At 62.4% G+C, this 20,168-nt stretch carries 20 protein-coding genes; 10 read left to right on the forward strand and 10 right to left on the reverse strand.

What is annotated here, in order from left to right; all coding sequences use genetic code 11:
• Nucleotides 1–9: 9 nt before the first annotated feature.
• The 3 genes from SM765_RS07630 to trpS form a co-directional block, all read right to left on the reverse strand.
• Nucleotides 10–1,005 carry a hypothetical protein gene (locus tag SM765_RS07630; RefSeq protein WP_274837666.1) on the reverse strand — a complete coding sequence of 332 codons (996 nt, stop codon included), beginning with the start codon at nucleotides 1,003–1,005 and terminating at the stop codon, nucleotides 10–12.
• Nucleotides 1,006–1,243: 238 nt separating this feature from the next.
• Nucleotides 1,244–1,450, reverse strand: a complete 207-nt coding sequence (locus SM765_RS07635) for a cold-shock protein (RefSeq protein ID WP_065272741.1) — start codon at nucleotides 1,448–1,450, stop codon at nucleotides 1,244–1,246.
• A 55-nt stretch (nucleotides 1,451–1,505) separates the two neighbouring features.
• Nucleotides 1,506–2,534, reverse strand: a complete 1,029-nt coding sequence (gene trpS, locus SM765_RS07640; protein WP_065272742.1) for a tryptophan--tRNA ligase — start codon at nucleotides 2,532–2,534, stop codon at nucleotides 1,506–1,508.
• A gap of 134 nt (nucleotides 2,535–2,668) precedes the next feature.
• Here trpS and SM765_RS07645 point away from each other — a divergent pair, with 134 nt between their 5' ends.
• Nucleotides 2,669–3,355, forward strand: a complete 687-nt coding sequence (locus SM765_RS07645) for a rhomboid family intramembrane serine protease (RefSeq protein WP_065272743.1) — start codon at nucleotides 2,669–2,671, stop codon at nucleotides 3,353–3,355.
• An 87-nt stretch (nucleotides 3,356–3,442) separates the two neighbouring features.
• Here the strand turns inward: SM765_RS07645 and murJ are convergent, their stop codons facing one another.
• Genes murJ through SM765_RS07660 form a run of 3 tightly spaced genes read right to left on the reverse strand, consistent with a single transcriptional unit; the run spans nucleotide 3,443 to nucleotide 8,950 of the window.
• Nucleotides 3,443–4,993, reverse strand: a complete 1,551-nt coding sequence (gene murJ, locus SM765_RS07650) for a murein biosynthesis integral membrane protein MurJ (protein ID WP_274837667.1) — start codon at nucleotides 4,991–4,993, stop codon at nucleotides 3,443–3,445.
• Nucleotides 4,990–7,818 (reverse strand): [protein-PII] uridylyltransferase, encoded by a 2,829-nt coding sequence (locus tag SM765_RS07655; protein ID WP_274841227.1) that lies wholly within the window; start codon nucleotides 7,816–7,818, stop codon nucleotides 4,990–4,992. Before SM765_RS07655 ends, murJ begins: the two co-directional genes overlap by 4 nt.
• Nucleotides 7,778–8,950 carry a penicillin-binding protein activator gene (locus tag SM765_RS07660; protein WP_065272746.1) on the reverse strand — a complete coding sequence of 391 codons (1,173 nt, stop codon included), beginning with the start codon at nucleotides 8,948–8,950 and terminating at the stop codon, nucleotides 7,778–7,780. Before SM765_RS07660 ends, SM765_RS07655 begins: the two co-directional genes overlap by 41 nt.
• A 96-nt stretch (nucleotides 8,951–9,046) precedes the next feature.
• Between SM765_RS07660 and rsmI the strand changes: the two genes are divergently transcribed.
• From rsmI to gshB, 3 genes are all read left to right on the forward strand, one after another.
• Entirely contained in the window at nucleotides 9,047–9,907 is an 861-nt protein-coding gene (rsmI, locus tag SM765_RS07665) for a 16S rRNA (cytidine(1402)-2'-O)-methyltransferase (RefSeq protein WP_274836388.1), read from the forward strand.
• Nucleotides 9,908–9,911: 4 nt separating this feature from the next.
• Nucleotides 9,912–10,283, forward strand: coding sequence for a YraN family protein (locus SM765_RS07670; RefSeq protein ID WP_274836387.1), 372 nt, complete (start codon nucleotides 9,912–9,914; stop codon nucleotides 10,281–10,283).
• A 71-nt stretch (nucleotides 10,284–10,354) separates the two neighbouring features.
• Nucleotides 10,355–11,287 (forward strand): glutathione synthase, encoded by a 933-nt coding sequence (gene gshB / locus SM765_RS07675; protein ID WP_274836386.1) that lies wholly within the window; start codon nucleotides 10,355–10,357, stop codon nucleotides 11,285–11,287.
• A 22-nt stretch (nucleotides 11,288–11,309) separates the two neighbouring features.
• Here gshB and SM765_RS07680 read toward each other — a convergent pair whose 3' ends face one another.
• From SM765_RS07680 to cobU, 4 genes are all read right to left on the reverse strand, one after another.
• Nucleotides 11,310–12,812 carry a YifB family Mg chelatase-like AAA ATPase gene (locus SM765_RS07680; RefSeq protein ID WP_274836385.1) on the reverse strand — a complete coding sequence of 501 codons (1,503 nt, stop codon included), beginning with the start codon at nucleotides 12,810–12,812 and terminating at the stop codon, nucleotides 11,310–11,312.
• Nucleotides 12,813–12,933: 121 nt separating this feature from the next.
• Nucleotides 12,934–13,617, reverse strand: a complete 684-nt coding sequence (locus SM765_RS07685; RefSeq protein ID WP_274836384.1) for a glutathione S-transferase — start codon at nucleotides 13,615–13,617, stop codon at nucleotides 12,934–12,936.
• Between the two features lie 59 nt (nucleotides 13,618–13,676).
• Nucleotides 13,677–14,267, reverse strand: coding sequence for a histidine phosphatase family protein (locus SM765_RS07690; RefSeq protein ID WP_274836383.1), 591 nt, complete (start codon nucleotides 14,265–14,267; stop codon nucleotides 13,677–13,679).
• The gene (cobU, locus tag SM765_RS07695) at nucleotides 14,264–14,866 is read right to left on the reverse strand and encodes a bifunctional adenosylcobinamide kinase/adenosylcobinamide-phosphate guanylyltransferase (protein ID WP_342455884.1); all 603 of its coding nucleotides are present in this window, start codon (nucleotides 14,864–14,866) and stop codon (nucleotides 14,264–14,266) included. Before cobU ends, SM765_RS07690 begins: the two co-directional genes overlap by 4 nt.
• Before the next feature lie 228 nt (nucleotides 14,867–15,094).
• Between cobU and SM765_RS07700 the strand changes: the two genes are divergently transcribed.
• The 6 genes from SM765_RS07700 to SM765_RS07725 all read left to right on the forward strand — a co-directional run bounded on the left by SM765_RS07700 (nucleotide 15,095) and on the right by SM765_RS07725 (nucleotide 20,124).
• Complete coding sequence (locus tag SM765_RS07700) at nucleotides 15,095–15,973, forward strand: RNA polymerase factor sigma-32 (RefSeq protein ID WP_065272752.1); 879 nt, start codon at nucleotides 15,095–15,097, stop codon at nucleotides 15,971–15,973.
• A gap of 83 nt (nucleotides 15,974–16,056) precedes the next feature.
• Nucleotides 16,057–16,827, forward strand: a complete 771-nt coding sequence (locus SM765_RS07705) for a ChaN family lipoprotein (RefSeq protein ID WP_274837669.1) — start codon at nucleotides 16,057–16,059, stop codon at nucleotides 16,825–16,827.
• Nucleotides 16,828–16,911: 84 nt separating this feature from the next.
• The gene (gene coaBC, locus SM765_RS07710; RefSeq protein ID WP_274837670.1) at nucleotides 16,912–18,108 is read left to right on the forward strand and encodes a bifunctional phosphopantothenoylcysteine decarboxylase/phosphopantothenate--cysteine ligase CoaBC; all 1,197 of its coding nucleotides are present in this window, start codon (nucleotides 16,912–16,914) and stop codon (nucleotides 18,106–18,108) included.
• 45 nt (nucleotides 18,109–18,153) lie between these two features.
• Entirely contained in the window at nucleotides 18,154–18,609 is a 456-nt protein-coding gene (dut, locus tag SM765_RS07715) for a dUTP diphosphatase (protein ID WP_274837671.1), read from the forward strand.
• Entirely contained in the window at nucleotides 18,609–19,739 is a 1,131-nt protein-coding gene (locus SM765_RS07720) for a HesA/MoeB/ThiF family protein (RefSeq protein WP_274837672.1), read from the forward strand. Before dut ends, SM765_RS07720 begins: the two co-directional genes overlap by 1 nt.
• A 34-nt stretch (nucleotides 19,740–19,773) precedes the next feature.
• Nucleotides 19,774–20,124: a hypothetical protein gene (locus tag SM765_RS07725; RefSeq protein ID WP_274837673.1), complete on the forward strand. Its 351-nt coding sequence runs from the start codon at nucleotides 19,774–19,776 to the stop codon at nucleotides 20,122–20,124.
• The last annotated feature ends 44 nt before the right edge of the window (nucleotides 20,125–20,168 follow it).

Here is a 20,168-nt window from a genome sequence, read left to right on the forward strand (position 1 = left end):
CATGCTCGATCAAGGGCATAAATCATGCACTTTGAGTTCGTCACCAAGGCGAGAAACCTCAAAAAAAGCAACTTTGCAGCCGGATGGGGAAAACGCCAGGGGAGGTTCTATGCGCCCCTGGACTTCGTGAATCCAGTCGCTTTGGCCCTGCTTGTCCTCCACGACGCGATAAAGACCCCTTGTTGAGGGCTCTATAGGCCAGCCAGAGATTTGGAAATAGGCTTGGCCGTTGACCGCATATGCATCCTCTTGCGTGTAACAACTGCAACCGCAAGAGAAACAGGCAGATTTTTCCCTCACATAGAGTGGATCGTCAGTCGGCAGCAGGAAACTGGAAAGAACCTCCAGGTCTTCCGAAAGCCACCAGGCTGTTCGCAGGCAGGTTCCCTTTGGCTCCTTGGATTTGCAGTGCGTTTGAAAGGCAAAGAACATCTTGGCGGTGCTGTCCTTGATGACCAGGGGAAGTGACTTGTTTCCGGGATCTTTCACGGGCAGCTCGATTTTCTGAACAGCACCGTCATTGAACGTCAGGAGCCCGATCTTCCCAAGGTGTCTGAAATAGTAGAAATTGAAGTAGGGCATGCGGGGAAATCCCTGGTTCATGCCGCGCTGTCGGCTGAGGAAATCCACCTGTGTAATCCGGTGTTTCTCGCCTTCGATCATCATGTATTTGTCGGAACGAAGATGAGTATCGCCCGAATAGACCTTTTCCGACCAGATCGCGCCAGGAACGGTCGGGCTAATGGTGATGTCCGGAACCCAGTACTTGGGCGGATAGGCGGGCTGAAACTCTGACGGGGTCAGCTGACCATCCGAAGTGCGTATGAAGTACGCATTACCCTGCCGTACAAGAAGCTCATCTTCCGACAGCCAATTGATGGGGGTTATTTTGGTGGCGAGGTCGACTTCCTTTTCCGGAACGCATCTTGTGGCCAGAAGCGCAACCAACAGGAGCACAATGAGCGCGATGATGGCTCGCGGTCGTTGATTAAACAATTTGGTCACTCTGATACTTTTTGATCTTTCCGCCATTTTGCATCAGGAGCTTTTCTTGTGAAGATCCACCTAGTATTTTTCGGAACCCTTCTGATCTGTAGGGCACTGCAAGTGTCTCCAGCGGTCATAACATTACGCGAGACAGCGAAAAAGCCGCCCGAAAGGGCGGCCTTTGGTGATTCGGGAAGCAAAAGCACCGTCATCATTTTTAATGTGGTTTGCGCAGAGGGTTACTCTGCCAACAACCTCAGAGCAGTTCCAGCGAACCTGCGGACTGCTTGCCGTCACGGCCGGTTTCCAGTTCATAGGAAACTTTTTGGTTGTCGTTCAAACCGTTGAGGCCCGAGCGTTCAACCGCCGAGATGTGCACGAACACATCTTTTCCGCCAGCTTCGGGCTCGATAAAGCCGTAGCCTTTAGTTGCGTTGAACCATTTTACGGTGCCATTGGCCATCCGATATCTCCAGTATAGACTTCCTCCGCAACGTGCGAAGGTATTCAAACGCCTATCACAGGCTGACCGGTCCGACCATGCCAATAATGTCATAGGTCTTGCGCAGGATCGGGGCTGTGATTTCGCGGGCACGTTCAGAGCCGCGCGACAGGATGCGGTCGATTTCGTCCTGCTCACCCATCAGCCGGGCCATTTCGGTCGAGATCGGCGCCATCTTGGACACGGCCAGATCTGCCAGCATCGGCTTGAACTCCGAGAACTGCCGCCCGCCAACATCAGCCAGCACCTGGTCCACGGTCTGTTCGGCGAGGGCCGCGTAGATGTTTACCAGATTGCGCGCTTCGGGGCGCTCTTCCAAGCCCTTGGCTTCCGACGGCAGGGCCTCGGGGTCGGTCTTGGCCTTGCGGATCTTCTTGGCGATTGTGTCGGCATCGTCAGTCAGGTTGATACGGCTTGCATCCGAAGGATCTGATTTCGACATTTTCTTGGACCCATCGCGCAGGCTCATCACCCGCGTGGCGGCACCCTCGATCACCGGCTCGGTCAGCGGGAAGAAATCAACGCCATAGTCGTGGTTGAACTTGGCCGCGATGTCGCGCGTGAGTTCAAGGTGCTGTTTCTGGTCCTCGCCCACCGGCACATGCGTGGCGTGGTAGATTAGGATGTCCGCCGCCATCAGCGACGGATAGGCCAGAAGACCCAGCGAGGCGTTCTGCTGGTTCTTGCCCGCCTTGTCTTTCCACTGGGTCATCCGCTGCATCCAGCCCATGCGGGCGACACAGTTGAAAACCCAGGCCAGTTGCGCATGTTCAGGCACCTGGCTCTGGTTGATGAGAATGGATTTCTCCGGATCAAGCCCGGCGGCAATGAACCCGGCGCACAGTTCGCGGGTGGCTTTCTTCAGATCGTTGGGATCCTGCCAGACGGTGATCGCGTGCAGGTCGACCATGCAGTAGATGGTCTCCATGTCCTTGTCCTGCCAGTCGACAAACCGTTTGAGAGCGCCAAGGTAGTTGCCAAGGTGCAGGTTGCCCGAGGGCTGGATGCCGGAAAAGACACGCGGCGTGAAAGTGGTCTCGGTCATCGAGAAACTCCCGTCTGGAAATAGGGCCTGCGGTGGCTTAACCATGGGCGCAACGGTCGTCAACAGCCCGTCCAAGTGGCGGGTCCACAAGGGCGCGTCAAAAGGCCGGGACAGGCAAGAAGGGCAGGAAAGATATGAGCAGCAGTGAAAACCCATCACCCGTGAACCCGCTGCCGCCGGTGGTGGTGGCGCTGGTGCTGGTGATCATGGGGATCGAGGCGGCGTTTTCGCTTGGCGCGCGCGGCATCGTCGGAGGCCCGTCCGCCGTGGGCTGGCGGCTGGAGGCTTTCCAGTCTTACGCGTTTTCGGCCGAGATCTTCTGGTGGATGTGGGAGACCGGACAATGGCCCGCGCAGCATCTGCTGCGGTTTGTCTCCTTTGCCTTTGTGCACGGCAGTTTCACCCATGCGCTGTTTGTCTGCGTCTTCGTGCTGGCCATGGGCAAGATGGTCGGAGAGGTCTTCGGCGATATTGCCATGATCCTGATCTTTATCCTTTCTGCCATCGGTGGCGCCCTGGGCTATGCGATCTTCTCCGGCAGTCCGGTGCCCCTGATTGGCGGATTTCCGGCGGTTTACGGGTTGATCGGGGCCTTTACCTATATCCTGTGGCGCCAATTGTCGCTGGTGGGCGCGCAGCAGAGCCGGGCGTTCTCGCTGATTGCCTTTCTGATGGGGATCCAGCTGCTGTTTGCGCTGCTGTTTGGCGGCCAACCCGACTGGATCGCGGATCTGACGGGCTTTGCCACCGGGTTCTTCCTGTCGTTTTTCCTGGCGCCCGGTGGCTGGGCGCGGTTCCGCAACAAGATCCGTCACGACTGAACGCGGGCAGGGGGCTCCCGCCCGGATTGCGGCAGGACACCATGCCTGATCCCGTTGGGCCGGGCGCCGCGCCAGGGCGCGGCGCGGTCAGCCCCGGTTGCGGCGGAGGGCCTTTTTGAATTCCGCGAGCCGGAAGGCGCCAACGGCCTGTCCGACGCCAAAGTAGATCACCGCCCCGGTCAGGATCAGTCCCAGAAGGGCCAGATAGCGCCAGCTTGGCAGGTAGAAGAGCCAGGCAAGCTGCTGTGTGCCGATATGAAGCACCGCGCCCATCAGCAGCGAGACCGCAAGAATGCGCCAGCCGCGTCGGAAGAAGCGCGCATCAAAGCGGGCGACATCCCCCATGCGGCGCCCTGCTCCCATCCACAGCAGAGCGACCATGGCCCAGCCCGCGGTCGATGCGGCGATGGCGGGAGAGACCCAGCCCACAAGTGGCTTCAACCCGATGGCCAGCACCGCGTTGAGGATCATCGCCACCAGCGCGTAGTAGAACGGCGTGCGGGTGTCCTGCCGTGCAAAATAGAGCGGTTGCAGGACCTTCTGCAGCACGAAGGCAGGCAGCCCGGCGCCGTAGATCGCCACAGCCAGGGCAATGGCCGCCACGTCCTCGGGGCCTGTTGCGCCGCGTTCGTAGAGCACTGAAACCAGCGGCACCGGTACAGCGATGAAAGCGGCAGCCGAGGGCAGCGTCAGCAGCAATGAGAACTCCCCGGCGCGCGAAAGCCCTTCGCGCGCGCCTGTATCATCACCTGCCCGCAGGCGCCGGGTCAGATCCGGTAGCAGCACGATGCCGACAGCAATCCCGACCACGCCAAGCGGCAGTTGATACAGACGGTCGGCAATGAACAGCCAGCTGACCGCGTTCTCGATATCCGAGGCGACCAGCTGCCCCACCACCAGATTGACCTGGGTGACGCCCATGGCCAGCGCGGCCGGAACCGCCACCCGCACGAGACCGCGCATGGCGGGGGTGACGCGCGGCAGGCCGGGGCGCAGGCAGATGCCCGCACGCTCGGTCGCGCGCCAGACCAGCGCCAACTGCGCAACGCCAGCAACCGGGATGGTCCAGACCAGCCAGGTGATGACCTCATGGCCAAGCGCGGCCCCAGTGATCATCGCGCTGCAGGCAAAGATGTTCAGCAGCACGGGCGCCGCCGCAGCAGCAGCAAACCGCCCCGTAGCGTTCAAGACACCGGAAAACAACGCCGCCAGCGACATGAACAGGATGTAGGGAAAGACGATATGACCATATCCGACAGCCAGATCAAAACGCGCATCCCCGACAAAACCTTCGGCCGTTGCCCAGACCAGGGCGGGCATGAAGACCATGCCAAGGCCGGTCAGGGCCAGAACCGCAGCGGCGAGCAGGTTGAACGCCTGCTGGGCGAAGCCTTCTGCGTCTTCATCGGCCTCCAGCCGGTCGGCGAACTGGGGCACAAAGGCTGCGTTGAAGGCACCTTCGGCAAAGAAGCGGCGGAACAGGTTGGGCAGGCGGAAGGCGGCGACAAAGGCATCAAGCACCGGACCGGGGCCGATATAGGCGGCGATCAGGATTTCGCGCACAAAGCCGAGGATGCGGCTGGCCAGTGTCCAGAAACCAACCGTGACAAAGCCGGACAGCAGTTTGATCGGCTTCATGAACCGGCTCGCTTGGCCCCGGCGGAAATGGCCTCGCGCAGCTTGCGCTCAAGGGTCTTCTGCTTGGATTCCGAGTGGTATTTCAGGCCGAACATGTCTTTGACATAGAAGGAATCGACCACCTGTTCGCCGTAGGTCGCGATCACTGCATTGGCGATATAGACATTGGCATCTGCAAGGGTGCGCGCCAGATCATACAGCAGGCCAGCCCGGTCACGGGTATCCACCTCGATGATGGTGTAGATCTCTGACCCTTCGTTATCAAAGGTGATGTGGGTCGGCACGTTGAAGGCCTTTTCACGCTTCTTGATCTTGTCGCGCGACACCAGCGCCTCGCGGGCGATGACCTCACCCTTCAGGGTTTTCAGGATCATCTGGGTCAGGCGGGGCAGGCGCGAGGCCTCATAGGGGTGGCCTTCGGCGTCCTGAATCCAGAAGGCATCGGTCACATAGCCGTCCTTGGTCGTATAGGAGCGTGCATCGACGACATTGGCCCCGACCAGTGCCAGGGCGCCCACCATACGGGCAAAAATGCCGGGATGGTCGGCCATGGCAAAACAGGCGCGGGTGGCATCGCGGTCTTCATCGGGATGCATGCGGATGATGACTTCACCCGGATCACCGATCTCTTCCAGCTCGCGTAGCATTTCGGCAAAATCCACATGCGCGGTCACATGCAGGCCTTGCCAATAGGGCGGATAATGGCGCGAGGTTTCGCGTTTGAGATCGGATTTGTTCCAGTCTGGCAGCGCCGCGCGCAGGCGTTTCTTGGCTGCCGTGCCGCGATGTTCGCGGTTCAGCGCCTCCATGCCATCTTCCAGCGCCCGGCGGGTCTGGTTGTACAGTGAGCGCAGCAGCGCGGCTTTCCAGTTGTTCCAGGTGTGCGGTCCGACGCCGCGGATATCGCAGACGGTCAGCAGCAGCAGCAGATCCAGCCGTTTCACCGATTGCACCGCCTTGGCAAATCCGCGCACGGTGCGCGGATCGGCAATATCGCGTTTTTGCGCCATGTCCGACATCAGAAGGTGATAGCGCACCAGCCATTCGACGGTCTCGCTGTCGGATTTGTTGAGCCCCAGCCGCGGCGCCACCTTGCGGGCGATCTGGGCGCCAAGGATCGAATGGTCCTGTTCGCGCCCCTTGCCGATGTCGTGCAGCAGCATGGCCACCATCAGAACCTTGCGGTTGACCCCTTTGCGCAGCACTTCGGAGGAAACTGGCAGTTCGTCTTCGAGCTCGCCACGTTCAATGGATGCAAAGTTCGAGATCACCTGAATGGTATGCTCGTCCACCGTGTAGGAATGATACATGTTGAACTGCATCATCGCCACGATCGGTTCGAATTCCGGCAGGAAGGCAGAGAGAACGCCAAGCTCGTTCATGCGGCGCAGCGCGCGTTCGGGATTGCCGTGTTTCAGCAGCAGATCCAGAAAGATGCGGCAGGCTTCCTTGTTGGCGCGCATTTCATCATCGATCAGGTCCAGATTGGCCGTGACCAGACGCATCGCATCAGGGTGGATCAGCATGCCTGTGCGCAGACCTTCTTCGAAGATCCTGAGCAGGTTCAGCTTGTCCGCCAGGAACTCTTCTGGATCGACGATATCCAGCCGGTTGTGCACCACCTTGTAGCCGGGTTTGATTTTTGGGCGGCGGCGGAAAATCCGTTCCAGCAGCGGTTCGCCCTTTTGCTGGCTTGCCTCAAGCTTGGTCAGGAAAATGCGGGTGATATCCCCGACCTGGGTGGCCTTGCGGAAATAGTCCTGCATGAAGACTTCGACGCCGCGCCGCCCGGCGCGGTCCTGATAGCCCATGCGCTCGGCGACCTCGACCTGCAAATCGAATGTCAGCTGCTCGGTTGCGCGCCCGGTTGCCAGATGCATGTGCGAGCGCACCGCCCAGAGAAAATTCTCTGCCTCGGCGAAGAATTCGAACTCTTCCCGGCTGAACAGGCCCAGCGGCACCAGTTCGGCGACGTCCTGCACCTGATAAAGATACTTGGAGATCCAGAACAGCGATTGCAGGTCGCGCAACCCGCCTTTGCCTTCCTTTACATTGGGTTCGACCATGTAACGCTCACCCTGTTTCAGGTGGCGTTCGTCCCGTTCGGCCAGCTTGGCCTCGACGAATTCGCGGGCATCCTTGGAAAAGAGATCGCTGCGCAGCCGGTTGTCCAGCTCTTGGGCAAGGTCGGCGTCACCGGATAGGAAACGGTGTTCCAGCATGGCGGTGCGGATGGTGTAATCCTCGGCGCCAAGGCGGATGCAATCCTTGATCGTGCGGCTGGAGTGGCCGACCTTCAGCCGCAGGTCCCACAGCATATAAAGCATCGATTCAATGACGCTCTCGGCCCAGGCGGTGATCTTGTAGGGGGTCAGAAACAGCAGGTCTACGTCCGAAAACGGTGCCATTTCGGCCCGGCCGTATCCGCCCACGGCCATTACGGCGATACGTTCGCCCTGGGTCGGGTTGGCCAGCGGATGCAGGAACTGGGTGGCGGCCCGAAAGGCGGTGGTGACCAGCCCGTCGGTCAGGTGGCTGTAGGACTGGGTCAGCGCACGGGCGGCAAAGGGCGCCGCGGTAAAGGCTTCGGCAATCGCCGCGCGGCCTTCCTTGTTGGCCTCACGCAGCAGACGGACCACCTCGGCGCGCAGCGCTGCCGCCTCCATGTCCTTGGCTGCGGCAGCAATCTGCTGGTGTATCGCCGCAGCGTCAAAAATCTTGTCTGCGGCGCAGATCAGCGGGCCTTTGACCGGGGCGAGGGGCGGGGTGCCTTGATGGGCCGGATCAGAATCCTGTGCCGGAGAAGCTGCTGGGAGCTGGGTCAATGACGACCACCTTCTGTTCTTGGATTGTTGCGACCGCAAGGCCGCGTTCATTGGTGCCATCGGCGCGCAGGCGGAAGATTCCGCCAGTACCCTGGAAGCCTGCGCCCTGGGTCAGGGCGGCGCCGGTTAGGGCGTCGGATTTCCCGGCACTGACCAGAGCCCCGATCGCGGCGATACCGTCATAGGCAAGCCCGCCGATGGAATGCGGAGCTCCCCCGTAGGCAGAGCTGTAGCGGGTAATGAACTGCTGCGATTTGCTCGGGTCGGGCAGGGCAAACCAGCCGCCCTGCACACCGGGCAGGGACAGGGTTGGCGAGGGGATGTCCCAGCGAGTCAAACCGATGTACTGGGTGCTTTCCTTATCCAGGCCCGCTTCGGGCAGAAGTTGGGTCAGCAGCGGCAGGGCGCCTGCGGTGGTCGCCGTCATGAAGACGGCGTTGGCATTGTTGGCACGCGCGGTGTCGCGGATCGGGCCGACGGCGTCGATCACGCCTTTCTGGGACAGCTCATATCCGACCGACCCGGCAATGGTTGCACCAGTGCGCCCGGCTGCGGCCTGAATGGCAGCGCTTCCTGCACGGCCTGCCGCATCATTGCCGCTGACGATTACGATATTGCCGCGACCCTGGCGCACGGCATATTCCGTCAGGCGCTGGGCGGTATTGGCAAAGGTCGCCCCCAGGATAAAGACATTGCCGCCGGCGATTGCGGTGTTGTTGGAAAAGGCCAGCACATTGACGTTGCGCTTGGCCGCTGCGACGCCTGCAGCATTTGCGGCCTCGGCATAGACCGGACCAAGGATAATTCGCGCGCCGTCGTTGATGGCCTGGGTGGCCGCATTGGCTGCTGTCGCCGGATCGCCTGCTGTGTCATAGACCTTGAGGTCCACCTGCACACCCTTCAGATCGCCGATCGCCAGACGCGCTGCGTTTTCAAGGCTTTGCGCCAGAACGCTGTCGCCGGATTTGGCCGATCCGCGCGGCACCAATAGCGCCACGGGAACTGGTTTCGAGGTGTTGATGCTCGGGCCGCTTCCGATGCTGGTCGGGTTGCAGGCGCTCAGAGCAAAGGCGGAAATTGCGGTAATCGCGGCGAATGCCGCCTTGCGGGCCTGTTTGAAAACGGCGAACATGATGGACCTGAAACTCCCCTTTTCCGGCGCTAGGCGCCGTGTTGGTGGCCGTATTGGTTTAAGGGGATCATAAACGACCAAAAAGGCGGGTCCAGCGTGAATCATCAGATCGTCAAATTGTTGCCGGGGCTGCACTTTGTGGCCACGCCCATCGGCACCGCACGCGACATCACCCTCAGGGCGCTGGATGTGCTGGCGTCGGCTGATGTGATCGCCGCCGAGGACACCCGGTCGCTGCGCAAGCTGATGGAAATTCACGGTGTGCCGCTGAACGGACGCCAGATCATCGCCTATCATGATCACAGCGGCGTAGGCGCCCGGGCAAGGCTGATGCAGGCGATGGAGGCGGGGCAGTCGGTTGCCTATGCATCTGAGGCCGGCATGCCGCTGATTGCCGATCCGGGCTATGATCTGAGCCGCGCGGCAGCTGAAGCCGGGCATAAGGTTACCGTAGCGCCGGGTGCCTCGGCGGCGCTGGCAGCGCTGACACTGGCGGGCTTGCCGACCGATGCGTTCTTTTTCGCCGGATTCCTGCCCAACGCCAGCGGCGCCCGGCGCAAGCGGCTGGAAGAGCTGCGAAACGTGCCCGGAACGCTGATTTTCTACGAATCGCCCAAACGCATCGCTGCCTCGGTGGCGGATATGGCGGCAGTTCTCGGGGACCGGCCTGCCGCCCTTTGCCGCGAGTTGACCAAGAAATTCGAAGAGATTCGGCGCGGCAGCCTGAGTGATCTGGCGGCCGGGCTGGAGGAGAAACCGGTGAAAGGCGAGATTGTCATGCTGGTGGATCGCGCCCATGGTGAAGAGGTGAGCGAAGCCAGCCTCGAAGAGGACCTGCGCGCCGCGCTGAAGGACAATTCGGTAAAGGATGCCGCATCCATCGTTGCGGAAACCCACGAATTGCCGCGCCGCAAGGTCTACCAACTGGCCCTGCAACTGGCCAAAGAGGCAGGCTGAGCGGATGGCGGGGCGACACGACCAAGGTCAGCGCGCCCATCTGGCCGGAAAGGCTGCGGAAGACGTGGCTGCGCGTGCCTATGAGGCGCGGGGCTACCGGGTTGAGGCCCGGCGCTGGCGCGGCCCTGGCGGCGAAATCGACCTGATCCTGCGCAAGGGGGACATGCTGGTCTTTGCCGAGGTCAAGCACAGCGCCACATTCGCATCCGCCGCGGCCCGCATCACGCCCGCACAGATGCAGCGGATCCAGGCCAGTGCGGCGCATTTCCTTGAGGGAGAACCAGGGGGCCAATTGACCGAGGCGCGGCTTGATGCCGTGTTTGTGAACGGCGAAGGGCAGGTCGAGATCCTCGAAAATGCCTTTGGTCAGGGCTGACAGCGTTCTGCTCTATTGAACCTTTGTGCCCGCTGGGCCATCTATTTGCCGAAACAAAAGGGATGCACTTCATGAAAATCGCCTTCCAGATGGACCCGGTCATGGGCGTCGACATCAATGCCGACAGCAGCTTCCGCCTTGCTGAAGAGGCGCAGGCGCGCGGGCACGAGCTGTTTTACTACAGCCCCGATCACCTCGCCTATCAGGAAGGGCGCATCACCGCCCGCGGCTATGACATGACCGTGCAGCGCGTCGCCGGGACCCCGGCGGTGCTGGGCGAAGAGCGCGAGGTGGATCTTGCGGATTTCGATGTGGTCTGGCTGCGGCAGGACCCGCCGTTCGACATGCATTACATCACCTCGACCCATCTGCTGGACCGCCTCAAGGGGCAGACACTGGTGGTGAATGATCCCTTCTGGGTGCGCAACTACCCGGAAAAACTGCTGGTTCTGGATTTCCCCGACCTGACGCCGCCCACGGCGATTGCCCGCGATCTGGACACGATCAAGGCGTTCAAGGCCAAGCATGGCGACATCATCCTGAAGCCGCTTTACGGCAATGGCGGCGCCGGGGTGTTCCGTCTGGACGCCAACGACCGCAACCTGACCTCGCTGCACGAGCTGTTCACCGGCTTCAGCCGCGAGCCGCTGATCGTGCAGAAATTCCTGCCCGATGTCAGCAATGGCGACAAACGTGTCATTCTGGTGGACGGCGAACCCGTTGGCGCCATCAACCGCGTGCCTGCCGCCGGTGAAACCCGGTCGAACATGCATGTGGGCGGGCGCCCCGAAAAGATCGGCCTGACCGAGCGCGACCGGGAAATCTGCGCCGCCATCGGCCCGCTGCTGCGCGAAAAGGGTCAGATCTTTGTCGGCATCGACGTGATCGGCGACTACCTGACCGAGATCAACGTGACCTCGCCCACCGGCATTCAGGAACTGGAACGCTTTGATGGCGTGAATATCGCCGAAAAGGTCTGGCAGGCCATCGAATCCAAACTGTAAGACACATCCGGCTGGCGGCACTTCAGCCTGCCAGCCGGAACCCCAGCGCCTCAGCCACATGTGGACGCAGGATTTCCGGCTCCCCTTCCAGATCGGCGATGGTGCGCGCCACCCGCAGCACCCGATGATAGCCGCGTGCGGTCAGGGCGAAACGATCGGCGGCGCGCTGCATCAGCTCACGGCTTTCCGTATCCAATACGGCAATGTCTTCCAGCAGCGCCCCTTCGGCATCAGCGTTCTGCTGCGCACCGGGATGGTCTGAAAACCGCCGATCCTGCCGCGCGCGCGCGGTTTCCACCCTTTGTAGGATTTCGGCGGACCCTTCGGCGGCAGCGGGTAGGGTAAGATCGTCATAAGACACTGGCGGCACGTCGATGCGCAGATCGAAGCGATCCATCAGCGGGCCGGAAATGCGCCCCATGTAATCCTCGGCGCAGAGCGGCGCACGGGAGCACGCGCGGGCCGGATCCGCCAGATGGCCGCATTTGCATGGGTTGGCCGCAGCCACCAGCATGAAGCGGCTCGGGTATTTCACATGGGCATTGGCGCGGGCGACCATGACCTCGCCGGTTTCAAGGGGCTGGCGCAGGGTTTCCAGCACCGGGCGGGCAAATTCGGGCAGCTCGTCCAGAAACAACACGCCATTGTGCGCGAGGCTGATCTCGCCTGGCTGTGCCCGCCGCCCGCCGCCGACGATGGCGGCCATGGATGCGGTGTGATGCGGTTCGCGAAAGGGGCGGCTGCGGTTGATGCCACCATCCTCGATCAAACCGCACAGGGACTGGATCATCGAGGTCTCCAGCGCCTCAGCCGCCGTCAGGGGCGGCAGGATCGTCGGCAGCCGCGCCGCCAGCATGGATTTGCCGGACCCGGGCGGGCCGACCATCAGGATGTGATGCCGTCCGGCGGCAGCAATCTCCAATGCGCGTTTGGCCCGTTCCTGCCCCTTCACGTCGCGCAGATCGCGCGCGCCGGTGTCGTCATGGACTTCCCCCGCGATGGCCTGCGCCAGGGGCATCTTGCCGGTGAAATGGCGCACCACGTCGATCAGGCTGGCGGCGCCGATTACCCGAGCTGCATCGACCCAGGCGGCCTCTGCCCCCGATGCCTTGGGGCAGATCAGCAACCGGTCCTCGCTGGCCGCGGTCATCGCAGCGGGCAGGGCGCCCACCACCGGGATCAACGTCCCGTCGAGCGACAATTCCCCCAGCGCGATGGTCTCGCTTGCGGCCTCGCTTGGGATTACCTCGATCGCGGCGAGAAGCGCCAGTGCGATGGGCAGGTCGAAATGGCTGCCTTCCTTGGGCAGATCGGCGGGTGACAGGTTCACCGTGATCCGTTTTGACGGCAGCGCAATCGACATGGCGGCAAAGGCCGAGCGCACCCTCTCGCGCGCTTCGCTCACCGCCTTGTCCGGCAGGCCGACGATGGAAAAGGCCGGAAGGCCCGGCGCCACGGCGCATTGCACCTCGACCGGGCGGGCCTCCACCCCTTGAAAGGCGACAGTGTAGGCCCGTGAAATCATGCTGCGCTATCCCTCTGAAGATACCAGAGAAAATCATAGCGAACGGCGGACCGGAGTCGCCCTTAAAGCACGTTATGCGTGTATTTTTGTCGTTGGCTTTGCGGGCCGACGACGCGGCACGTCAGTCAAGGCTCCAGGGGCGGCGCTCCAGATCCATCGCATAAGGCTCGGGATCGTAAGTCACCTCACGCGCCTGTTCCTGCCAGTGCAGCACCGCCGGATCGGACAAGAGCGCGCGGCAATAGGCGCGGGTTTCAGGCGACACCGGCAGGTTATATCCGATGATGCGGGCCGCAACCGGCGTGTAGAACACATCGGCAAGGCAGTAGTCGCCAAAGAGCCAGCCCTCCGCAGCGCCAGACACCTTGCGGGCATGCGCAAACAGGGTCTCGATCCGGGCAAGATCCTGTTGCACCGCTTCGGAGGGGGGAAAGCCCTGCCAGATATGGCTCAGCTGCATGGGGCAATCACCGCGCAGGGCAGAAAAACCGCAGGCCATTTCAGCCACCAGCCAGCGCGCAGTCGCCCGCGCAGTCGGATCGCTGGGCCACAGGCCTGCATCCGGGTGCCGTTCGGCCAGGGTTTCCCCCATAGCCAGGCTTTCGCCGATCACCGTGCCTTCGGGCGTGCGAAGTGTGGGTACCAGCCGGGCAGGCGCCAGATCTGCCAGATCCGCCGCCATGGTTCCGGAATAAAGCCCCACCATATGCACCACATGGGGGAGCGAGAATTTTTCAAGCATGAGCCAGCCGCGCAGGGACCAGCTGGAATACATGCGGTCACCGATAAAAAGATCATATGTCATGGAAAGCAGGCTAGCGCAGCTTCACGGGTTGCCAAATCGCTGATTTGTGCGCGGTGCCATCACGGAAGGTGATTGATCTTTCCGGTGCGCCAACCATCGGTCCCTTCCCCAGGAAGGTGGTGGATCTCGGTGACCGACAGGTTGTCGATCCGGTGCGAAAACGCCTCCTCTGCGGTCAGCCGTTCGGCGCGCTGGATCTGGGTCAGGATCTGGCCGAAATGGCCGACCACGATCAGATTGCGGCCCCGGTGGGCTTCGATCAGATCGTCGATGGCCCGGTCCACGCGGGCGCAGACCTCATTCCAGCTTTCTCCGCCGGGGGGCCGCACATCGCCGGGGGTTTCCCAATAGGCGCGGATGCGTTCGGGATCTTCCGCGTCGATGTCTTTCCAGGTGCGCAGCTCCCATTCACCGAAATGGATTTCTCTGAGGTCGGGCAGGTGGGCCAGGCGCGCACGGTCGCCTTGGATGGCGCTTGCGGTATCTGCTGCGCGGGACAGATCCGACGACACCACCAAGGCATCTTCGGGCAGGGCAGCTGACAGGCGGTGCAGTGCGGCGCTGTCGGACAGGTCCGCCGGAAGATCCGACCAGCCGACCATGGATTTGGCGTGGGTCGGGCCGTGGCGGACAAGGAAGAGGCGGGTCATGGAAGGCTTCCTTTCAGCACCAGCGGCAGGCCTGCGGTGACCTGTACCACAGTTTGCGCGCGGGCGGCGATTGCGATGTTGAGCCGCCCCTGCGCCTCGCGGAACCTCCGGGCCAGGGCGTTCTCGGGTACGATGCCAAGTCCGGTTTCGTTCGACACGATCACGATTTCTGCGCGGCAGGCATCAATCGCCTGCAACAGGGTCTCGGTTTCGGCCTCCAGATCATGGTCCGCCAGCAGGTGATTGGTCAGCCACATGGTGGCGCAATCGATCAGGCAGATCTGTCCCTCCACAAGGGCGCCAAGGGCTTTTGCGGCATCGAATGGTTCTTCATGGGTAGTCCAGTCCGCGCCGCGCTGGGCCAGGTGTTTTGCAACTTTTTCGCGCATTTCATCATCAAATATCTGTGAGGTTGCCCAGTAAGCTTTTGGCTTGCCTGAGGAAAAGCATAGACTTTCAGCAAAGGCAGACTTTCCCGATGCGGCCCCGCCAAGAATGAATGTGACAGCTGCGGACACGTCTTCTACCCTGAGTTCGGTGATGGTTGCAGGAGTTTGGGTATCTGCTGATCCGGCCTGAAACAAGCCTGAACCTGCCATGTCCGATGACGCCCCGCAGATGCGGACCGGGACCTGCAGCAGGGCCACGACCAAGGGCGGACAGGTTCCAAGGTGGGGAGCAAAGCGGCGCCCCCGATGGCCTAAAACGGCCTGATGCACCGGGGTAAGGCGCTGAAAACCGGGCCTGATTGGAAAAAAAATACAGCCAAAGTGATCCGATCCCGGCGCCACTGCGTAACATTAGTAATCAGTTTGGAGGGGAGTATCATGGCACTTGACACGACCAGTGAAAACCCGCTGCCAAAGCAGGCCATGAAGGCCGAGCTTCTGGACGCTGAAACGGAGCTGCGCCTGGCTTATGCCTGGCGCGACGACCGTGACGAAGAAGCACTGCACCGGCTGATCCACGCCTACATGCGGCTGGCGATCTCTATGGCCGCGAAATTCAAACGCTACGGCGCGCCGATGAATGATCTTATCCAAGAGGCCGGTGTCGGGCTGATGAAGGCGGCAGACAAATTCGACCCCGACCGGGGGGTGCGGTTTTCCACCTATGCGGTCTGGTGGATCAAGGCGTCGATCCAGGACTACGTGATGCGCAATTGGTCGATGGTGCGTACTGGCTCCACCTCGTCGCAGAAATCCCTGTTCTTTAATATGCGCCGGGTGCAGGCCCAGCTTGAGCGCGAGGCGCGCGCGGCAGGCGTCAAACTCGACAAGCATCAGCTGAACCAGCAGATCGCCACGGAAATCGGCGTGCCATTGCGCGATGTGGAGATGATGGACGGCCGGTTGTCCGGCTCTGACTTCTCGCTCAACGCCGTGCAATCTTCCGAGGACGAGGGCCGCGAATGGATCGAAGCGCTGGAGGATGACAGCGCGCAGGCTGCTGAACTGGTGGAAGAGCGGCACGACCGGCGCCAGCTTCGGGCCTGGCTGGTCGAGGCGCTGCAGGCGCTGAACGAGCGGGAGCGGTTCATCATCACCGAACGCAAACTGCGGGAAGAGGCGCGCACGCTGGAAAGCCTTGGTAACGAGCTGAACCTGTCCAAGGAACGGGTGCGCCAGCTGGAGGCCGCGGCGTTTCAGAAGATGCGGAAAACGCTTGAAGGGTGCTCCCGGGAGGTGCACAACTTCCTCTCATGACAAAGTCGATTCTTTTTATCAGAAAAGCGGGTGCCGCCTGTGCGGCAGCCGCTTTCTTTGCGTTTGGGGCAACCTCCGCCGCCTTGGCCGAGTCTGCCGTGCTTCCGTCGGCCAAGGTAGCGGCGGAAGCCTTGCAGGAGGCCGATGTGGCCATTCTGGGTGAGGTGCATGACAACGCGGCCCACCACCAGAATCAGGCCGAAATCCTGCGGCATCTTGCGCCGCGCGCCGTGGTTTGGGAAATGATCACGGAGGCGCAGGCAGAGACGCTGAGCGAGCCAATGATGAGCGACGCGGAAGCGACTGCCGACGCGCTCGATTGGGAGGCCTCGGGCTGGCCGGAGTTTGCGCTCTACGCGCCGGTCTTTGCCGCTGCCGCGCCCGCGCGGCAGTACGGCGCGCTGGTGCCGCGCTCGGTCGCGCGTCAGGCGCTGGATCAGGGGATCGCGGCCTATTTTGGCGCCCGGGCCGCAGAATTCGGACTGGATCAACCCCTGCCAGAGGCGGAGCAGGCGGAACGCGAGGCGGATCAGATGGCCAATCACTGCAATGCGATGCCTGCTGAAATGCTGCCGGTGCTGGTTGATTTCCAGCGGCTGCGGGATGCGGCGCTGGCGGCTGCAGTGGATCAGGCCCTGGAAGAGACTGGCGGGCCGGTGGCGGTGATCACCGGCAATGGTCATGCGCGGCTGGATCGGGGTCTTGCGGTCTACCTGTCAAAGGCGCGGCCCCAGGTGCGGATCAAGAGCCTTGGCCAAAGCGAGGGCGGCGCGATATCCGGGGATTTCGATCTGCTGCTGGATAGCGCGGCGGCAGAGCGCCCGGACCCCTGTCTCGCCTTCGGCAAGGGTTGAGGGGAAAACCGTTTCACACTTTGGCCCGGGCCAAGTAAAGTCGGCGCTGACGCAGAACTCCAAGGTGGCGCAGGGGCGGATAATATGCTGGCAGGCAAACATATTCTACTGATCATCGGTGGCGGCATCGCGGCCTATAAGGCGCTGGAACTTATCCGCCGCCTGCAGGATCAGGGCGCCAGCGTGGCGCCGGTCCTGACCAAGGCCGGGGAAGAATTCGTGACCCCGCTGTCGGTCTCGGCCCTCGCTGGGGCGCCGGTGCACCGGGATCTGTTTGACCTCACCGCCGAGGCGGAGATGGGCCATATCCAACTGTCGCGCAGTGCGGATCTGGTTGTTGTGGCACCTACCACCGCGGATCTGATGGCGAAGATGGCGCAGGGGCTGGCCAATGATCTGGCCTCGACCCTGCTCTTGGCCACCGACACGCCGGTTCTGGTGGCGCCCGCCATGAACGTGCGCATGTGGGAACACGCCGCCACGCAGCGCAATATCGCCACGCTGAAAGCAGACGGCATCCGATTTGTCGGCCCCAACGCGGGCGGCATGGCCTGCGGCGAATTTGGCCCGGGCCGGATGGCCGAGCCGGATGAAATCGTCGCTGCCGTTGCCGCCGAGTTCCGTGATGGACCTCTCAGCGGCAAACGCATCATCGTGACCTCCGGCCCGACACATGAGCCCATTGATCCGGTGCGCTATATCGCCAATCGCTCCTCCGGGGCGCAGGGCACAGCGGTGGCCCGTGCTCTGCGTGATCTGGGAGCGGAAGTGGTGTTCGTCACGGGCCCGGCAACGGTCCGGCCCCCCGAGGGGGTAGAGGTCGTTCCCGTCGAAAGCGCGCTGGAAATGCAGGCGGCGGTAGAGGCAGCCTTGCCCGCCGATGCGGCCGTATTCGCTGCTGCCGTGGCGGATTGGCGGGTTGCCAGCGCCTCGGGCCGGAAACTGAAGAAATCCAAGGACGGCCTGCCGACGCTGGAATTCGCTGAAAACCCCGACATCCTGAAAACGGTCTCGCATATGACCGCAAACAGACCGGGCCTGGTGGTGGGGTTCGCTGCGGAAACCAACGACGTGGTGGACAACGCCACCACTAAACGGCTGCGCAAGGGGTGCGACTGGATCGTGGCCAATGACGTCTCACCCGCCACCGGTATCATGGGTGGCAGCGAAAACGCGGTGATCCTGATCACGGACACGGGGGCCGAGGAATGGCCGCGCATGGCGAAGCAGGAGGTCGCCGAGAAACTGGCCAACCGCATCGCTGCCGCGCTGGACAGTTGATCCCATCCAATCACTGACACAGAACATCAAACCGCAGGTTCCGATATGGTGACAATCCGTATACGCCGTGATGCAGAGGCGGATCACGATCTGCCGCTGCCCTCCTATGAAACTCCGGGCGCGGCGGGCGCGGATCTGCGCGCCGACCTGACGGGGCGCGGCAGCATCCTGCTGGCGCCGGGCGCGCGGGCGCTGGTGCCAACCGGGCTGCGGGTGGAAATCCCGACGGGATACGAGATCCAGATCCGACCGCGATCCGGCCTTGCGCTGAAACACGGGATTACCCTGCCGAACACGCCGGGCACCATCGACAGCGATTATCGCGGCCCGCTGGGCGTCATCGTGCTGAACGCGGGGCAGGAACCGTTCGAGATCCGCCACGGAGAGCGGATTGCGCAGATGGTGGTCGCGCCGGTGTTGCAGGCGGCCTTCGTCGAGGTGACGGAGTTGAGCGAGACAGAGCGCGGCAGCGGTGGCTTTGGCTCCACGGGGAGAGGCTGATGATACTGGTTCTGGGCCTTGCAGGGCTGATCTGGTGGGGCGGGCGCCTGATGGGCCTGCCGCGTGCGATGCGGGGAAGCCTGCTGGCGCTGCTGTTTACGGCCGTCGTGATCCTGCAACTGACCCTGCCGAATGGCCATGGTTTGCGGGCCGCCACCGGTGGCTCTGCCTCCTCTTGGCTGATCCTTGGCGGGATCGTGCTGCTGATCGGTGTCTACAGCTGGGGCGTCTCCCGCCTGCGCGCCCGGGCGGAGGCTGATGAAGAAGCCGAAGATGGCGGGGAAGCACCCACGGCCGAAGCGAAAACGGCGGCCAAACCGGGCCGGTTTTCCGAGACAGAGCTGAACCGCTATGCGCGCCATATCGTGCTGCGGGAGCTGGGCGGTCCAGGGCAGAAGAAACTGAAGAACGCCAAGGTGCTAGTGATCGGGGCCGGGGGGCTTGGCGCCCCGGCGCTGCAATATCTGGCGGCGGCGGGCGTTGGCACCATCGGTGTGATCGACGACGATGTGGTGGAAAACGCCAACCTGCAGCGGCAGGTTATTCACCGCGATCAGGATATCGGTTTGCCCAAGGTATTCTCGGCGCAAAAGGCGATGGAGGCGCAGAACCCCTTTGTCACCGTGCGCCCCTATCACCGACGTCTGACGGATGAGATCGCCGCCGACCTGTTTGCGGAATACGACATCATTCTGGATGGGACCGATAATTTCGAAAGCCGCTATCTGTCGAACCGCACCGCCGTGGCGCTGGGCAAGCCGCTGATTTCCGGCGCCCTGTCGCAATGGGAGGGGCAGCTGTCCGTCTTTCATCCCAAGGCAGGCGGCCCCTGCTACCAGTGTATCTTCCCGGAGGCCCCGGCAGCGGGGCTGGCACCGAGCTGTTCCGAAGCCGGCGTCATCGGTCCCTTGCCCGGGGTCGTCGGCGCGATGATGGCGGTGGAGACGATCAAGCAGATCACCGGAGCGGGCGAAGTCCTGCGCGGCGCCATGCTGATCTACGATGCCCTTTACAGCGAAACCCGCCGCATCGGGCTGAAACAGCGGGTCGACTGCCCGATCTGCGGCGCCGGGGGCGATGGGAACGGGGCTGACGACAGCGGTGGCAAAGCTGCCTCTGGCAACGAATAAGCGTCAAACGCCACGCATAGAGCGAAGTCCCAACGTGTCCGAAGCGCTATATATTTCCCTGATGTGCGGTGCCCTGATGGGCGGTGAGCCGGAACAGGTGCATCAATTCGACTATCCCGAAGGCCGGGCCTCGATCCGGGTCGATTGCGAGAACAGCAATCGGGTGGTGGAGTTTGGCCTCGACAAGCGCAGCAGCCTTGACAGTCTGCAACAGGCGTTGTTCGCGGCCGAAATCACCGGCAAGGAGGCCGTCGTGGTGCTGATCGACACCGATGGGGTCATGGGCCGGTTCGAGTGGCGCATTGCCCGAGCCGCGAATATTGCAGGCGTTCCGATCCGCATCATTGCCGCCGATCTGGTCGAGGATCTGAGGCCGGGCGGCTAGTATTTGCGGAAAATCCGCGTGCGTCTCTGGACGCTGCCGGGGCG

This window comes from Pseudophaeobacter sp. 1A09344, from assembly GCF_041008745.1.
GTDB lineage: Bacteria > Pseudomonadota > Alphaproteobacteria > Rhodobacterales > Rhodobacteraceae > Phycobacter > Phycobacter gallaeciensis_A.

Bases quoted from the DNA above. Each gene is read 5' to 3' on its own strand.
- SM765_RS07635 (WP_065272741.1), bottom strand. From the start codon at position 1,450: ATGGCCAATGGCACCGTAAAATGGTTCAACGCAACTAAAGGCTACGGC.
- trpS (WP_065272742.1), bottom strand. From the start codon at position 2,534: ATGACCGAGACCACTTTCACGCCGCGTGTCTTTTCCGGCATCCAGCCC.
- SM765_RS07645 (WP_065272743.1), top strand. From the start codon at position 2,669: ATGAGCAGCAGTGAAAACCCATCACCCGTGAACCCGCTGCCGCCGGTG.
- murJ (WP_274837667.1), bottom strand. From the start codon at position 4,993: ATGAAGCCGATCAAACTGCTGTCCGGCTTTGTCACGGTTGGTTTCTGG.
- SM765_RS07660 (WP_065272746.1), bottom strand. From the start codon at position 8,950: ATGTTCGCCGTTTTCAAACAGGCCCGCAAGGCGGCATTCGCCGCGATT.
- SM765_RS07670 (WP_274836387.1), top strand. From the start codon at position 9,912: ATGGCGGGGCGACACGACCAAGGTCAGCGCGCCCATCTGGCCGGAAAG.
- gshB (WP_274836386.1), top strand. From the start codon at position 10,355: ATGAAAATCGCCTTCCAGATGGACCCGGTCATGGGCGTCGACATCAAT.
- SM765_RS07680 (WP_274836385.1), bottom strand. From the start codon at position 12,812: ATGATTTCACGGGCCTACACTGTCGCCTTTCAAGGGGTGGAGGCCCGC.
- SM765_RS07685 (WP_274836384.1), bottom strand. From the start codon at position 13,617: ATGACATATGATCTTTTTATCGGTGACCGCATGTATTCCAGCTGGTCC.
- SM765_RS07690 (WP_274836383.1), bottom strand. From the start codon at position 14,267: ATGACCCGCCTCTTCCTTGTCCGCCACGGCCCGACCCACGCCAAATCC.
- cobU (WP_342455884.1), bottom strand. From the start codon at position 14,866: ATGGCAGGTTCAGGCTTGTTTCAGGCCGGATCAGCAGATACCCAAACT.
- SM765_RS07700 (WP_065272752.1), top strand. From the start codon at position 15,095: ATGGCACTTGACACGACCAGTGAAAACCCGCTGCCAAAGCAGGCCATG.
- coaBC (WP_274837670.1), top strand. From the start codon at position 16,912: ATGCTGGCAGGCAAACATATTCTACTGATCATCGGTGGCGGCATCGCG.
- dut (WP_274837671.1), top strand. From the start codon at position 18,154: ATGGTGACAATCCGTATACGCCGTGATGCAGAGGCGGATCACGATCTG.
- SM765_RS07720 (WP_274837672.1), top strand. From the start codon at position 18,609: ATGATACTGGTTCTGGGCCTTGCAGGGCTGATCTGGTGGGGCGGGCGC.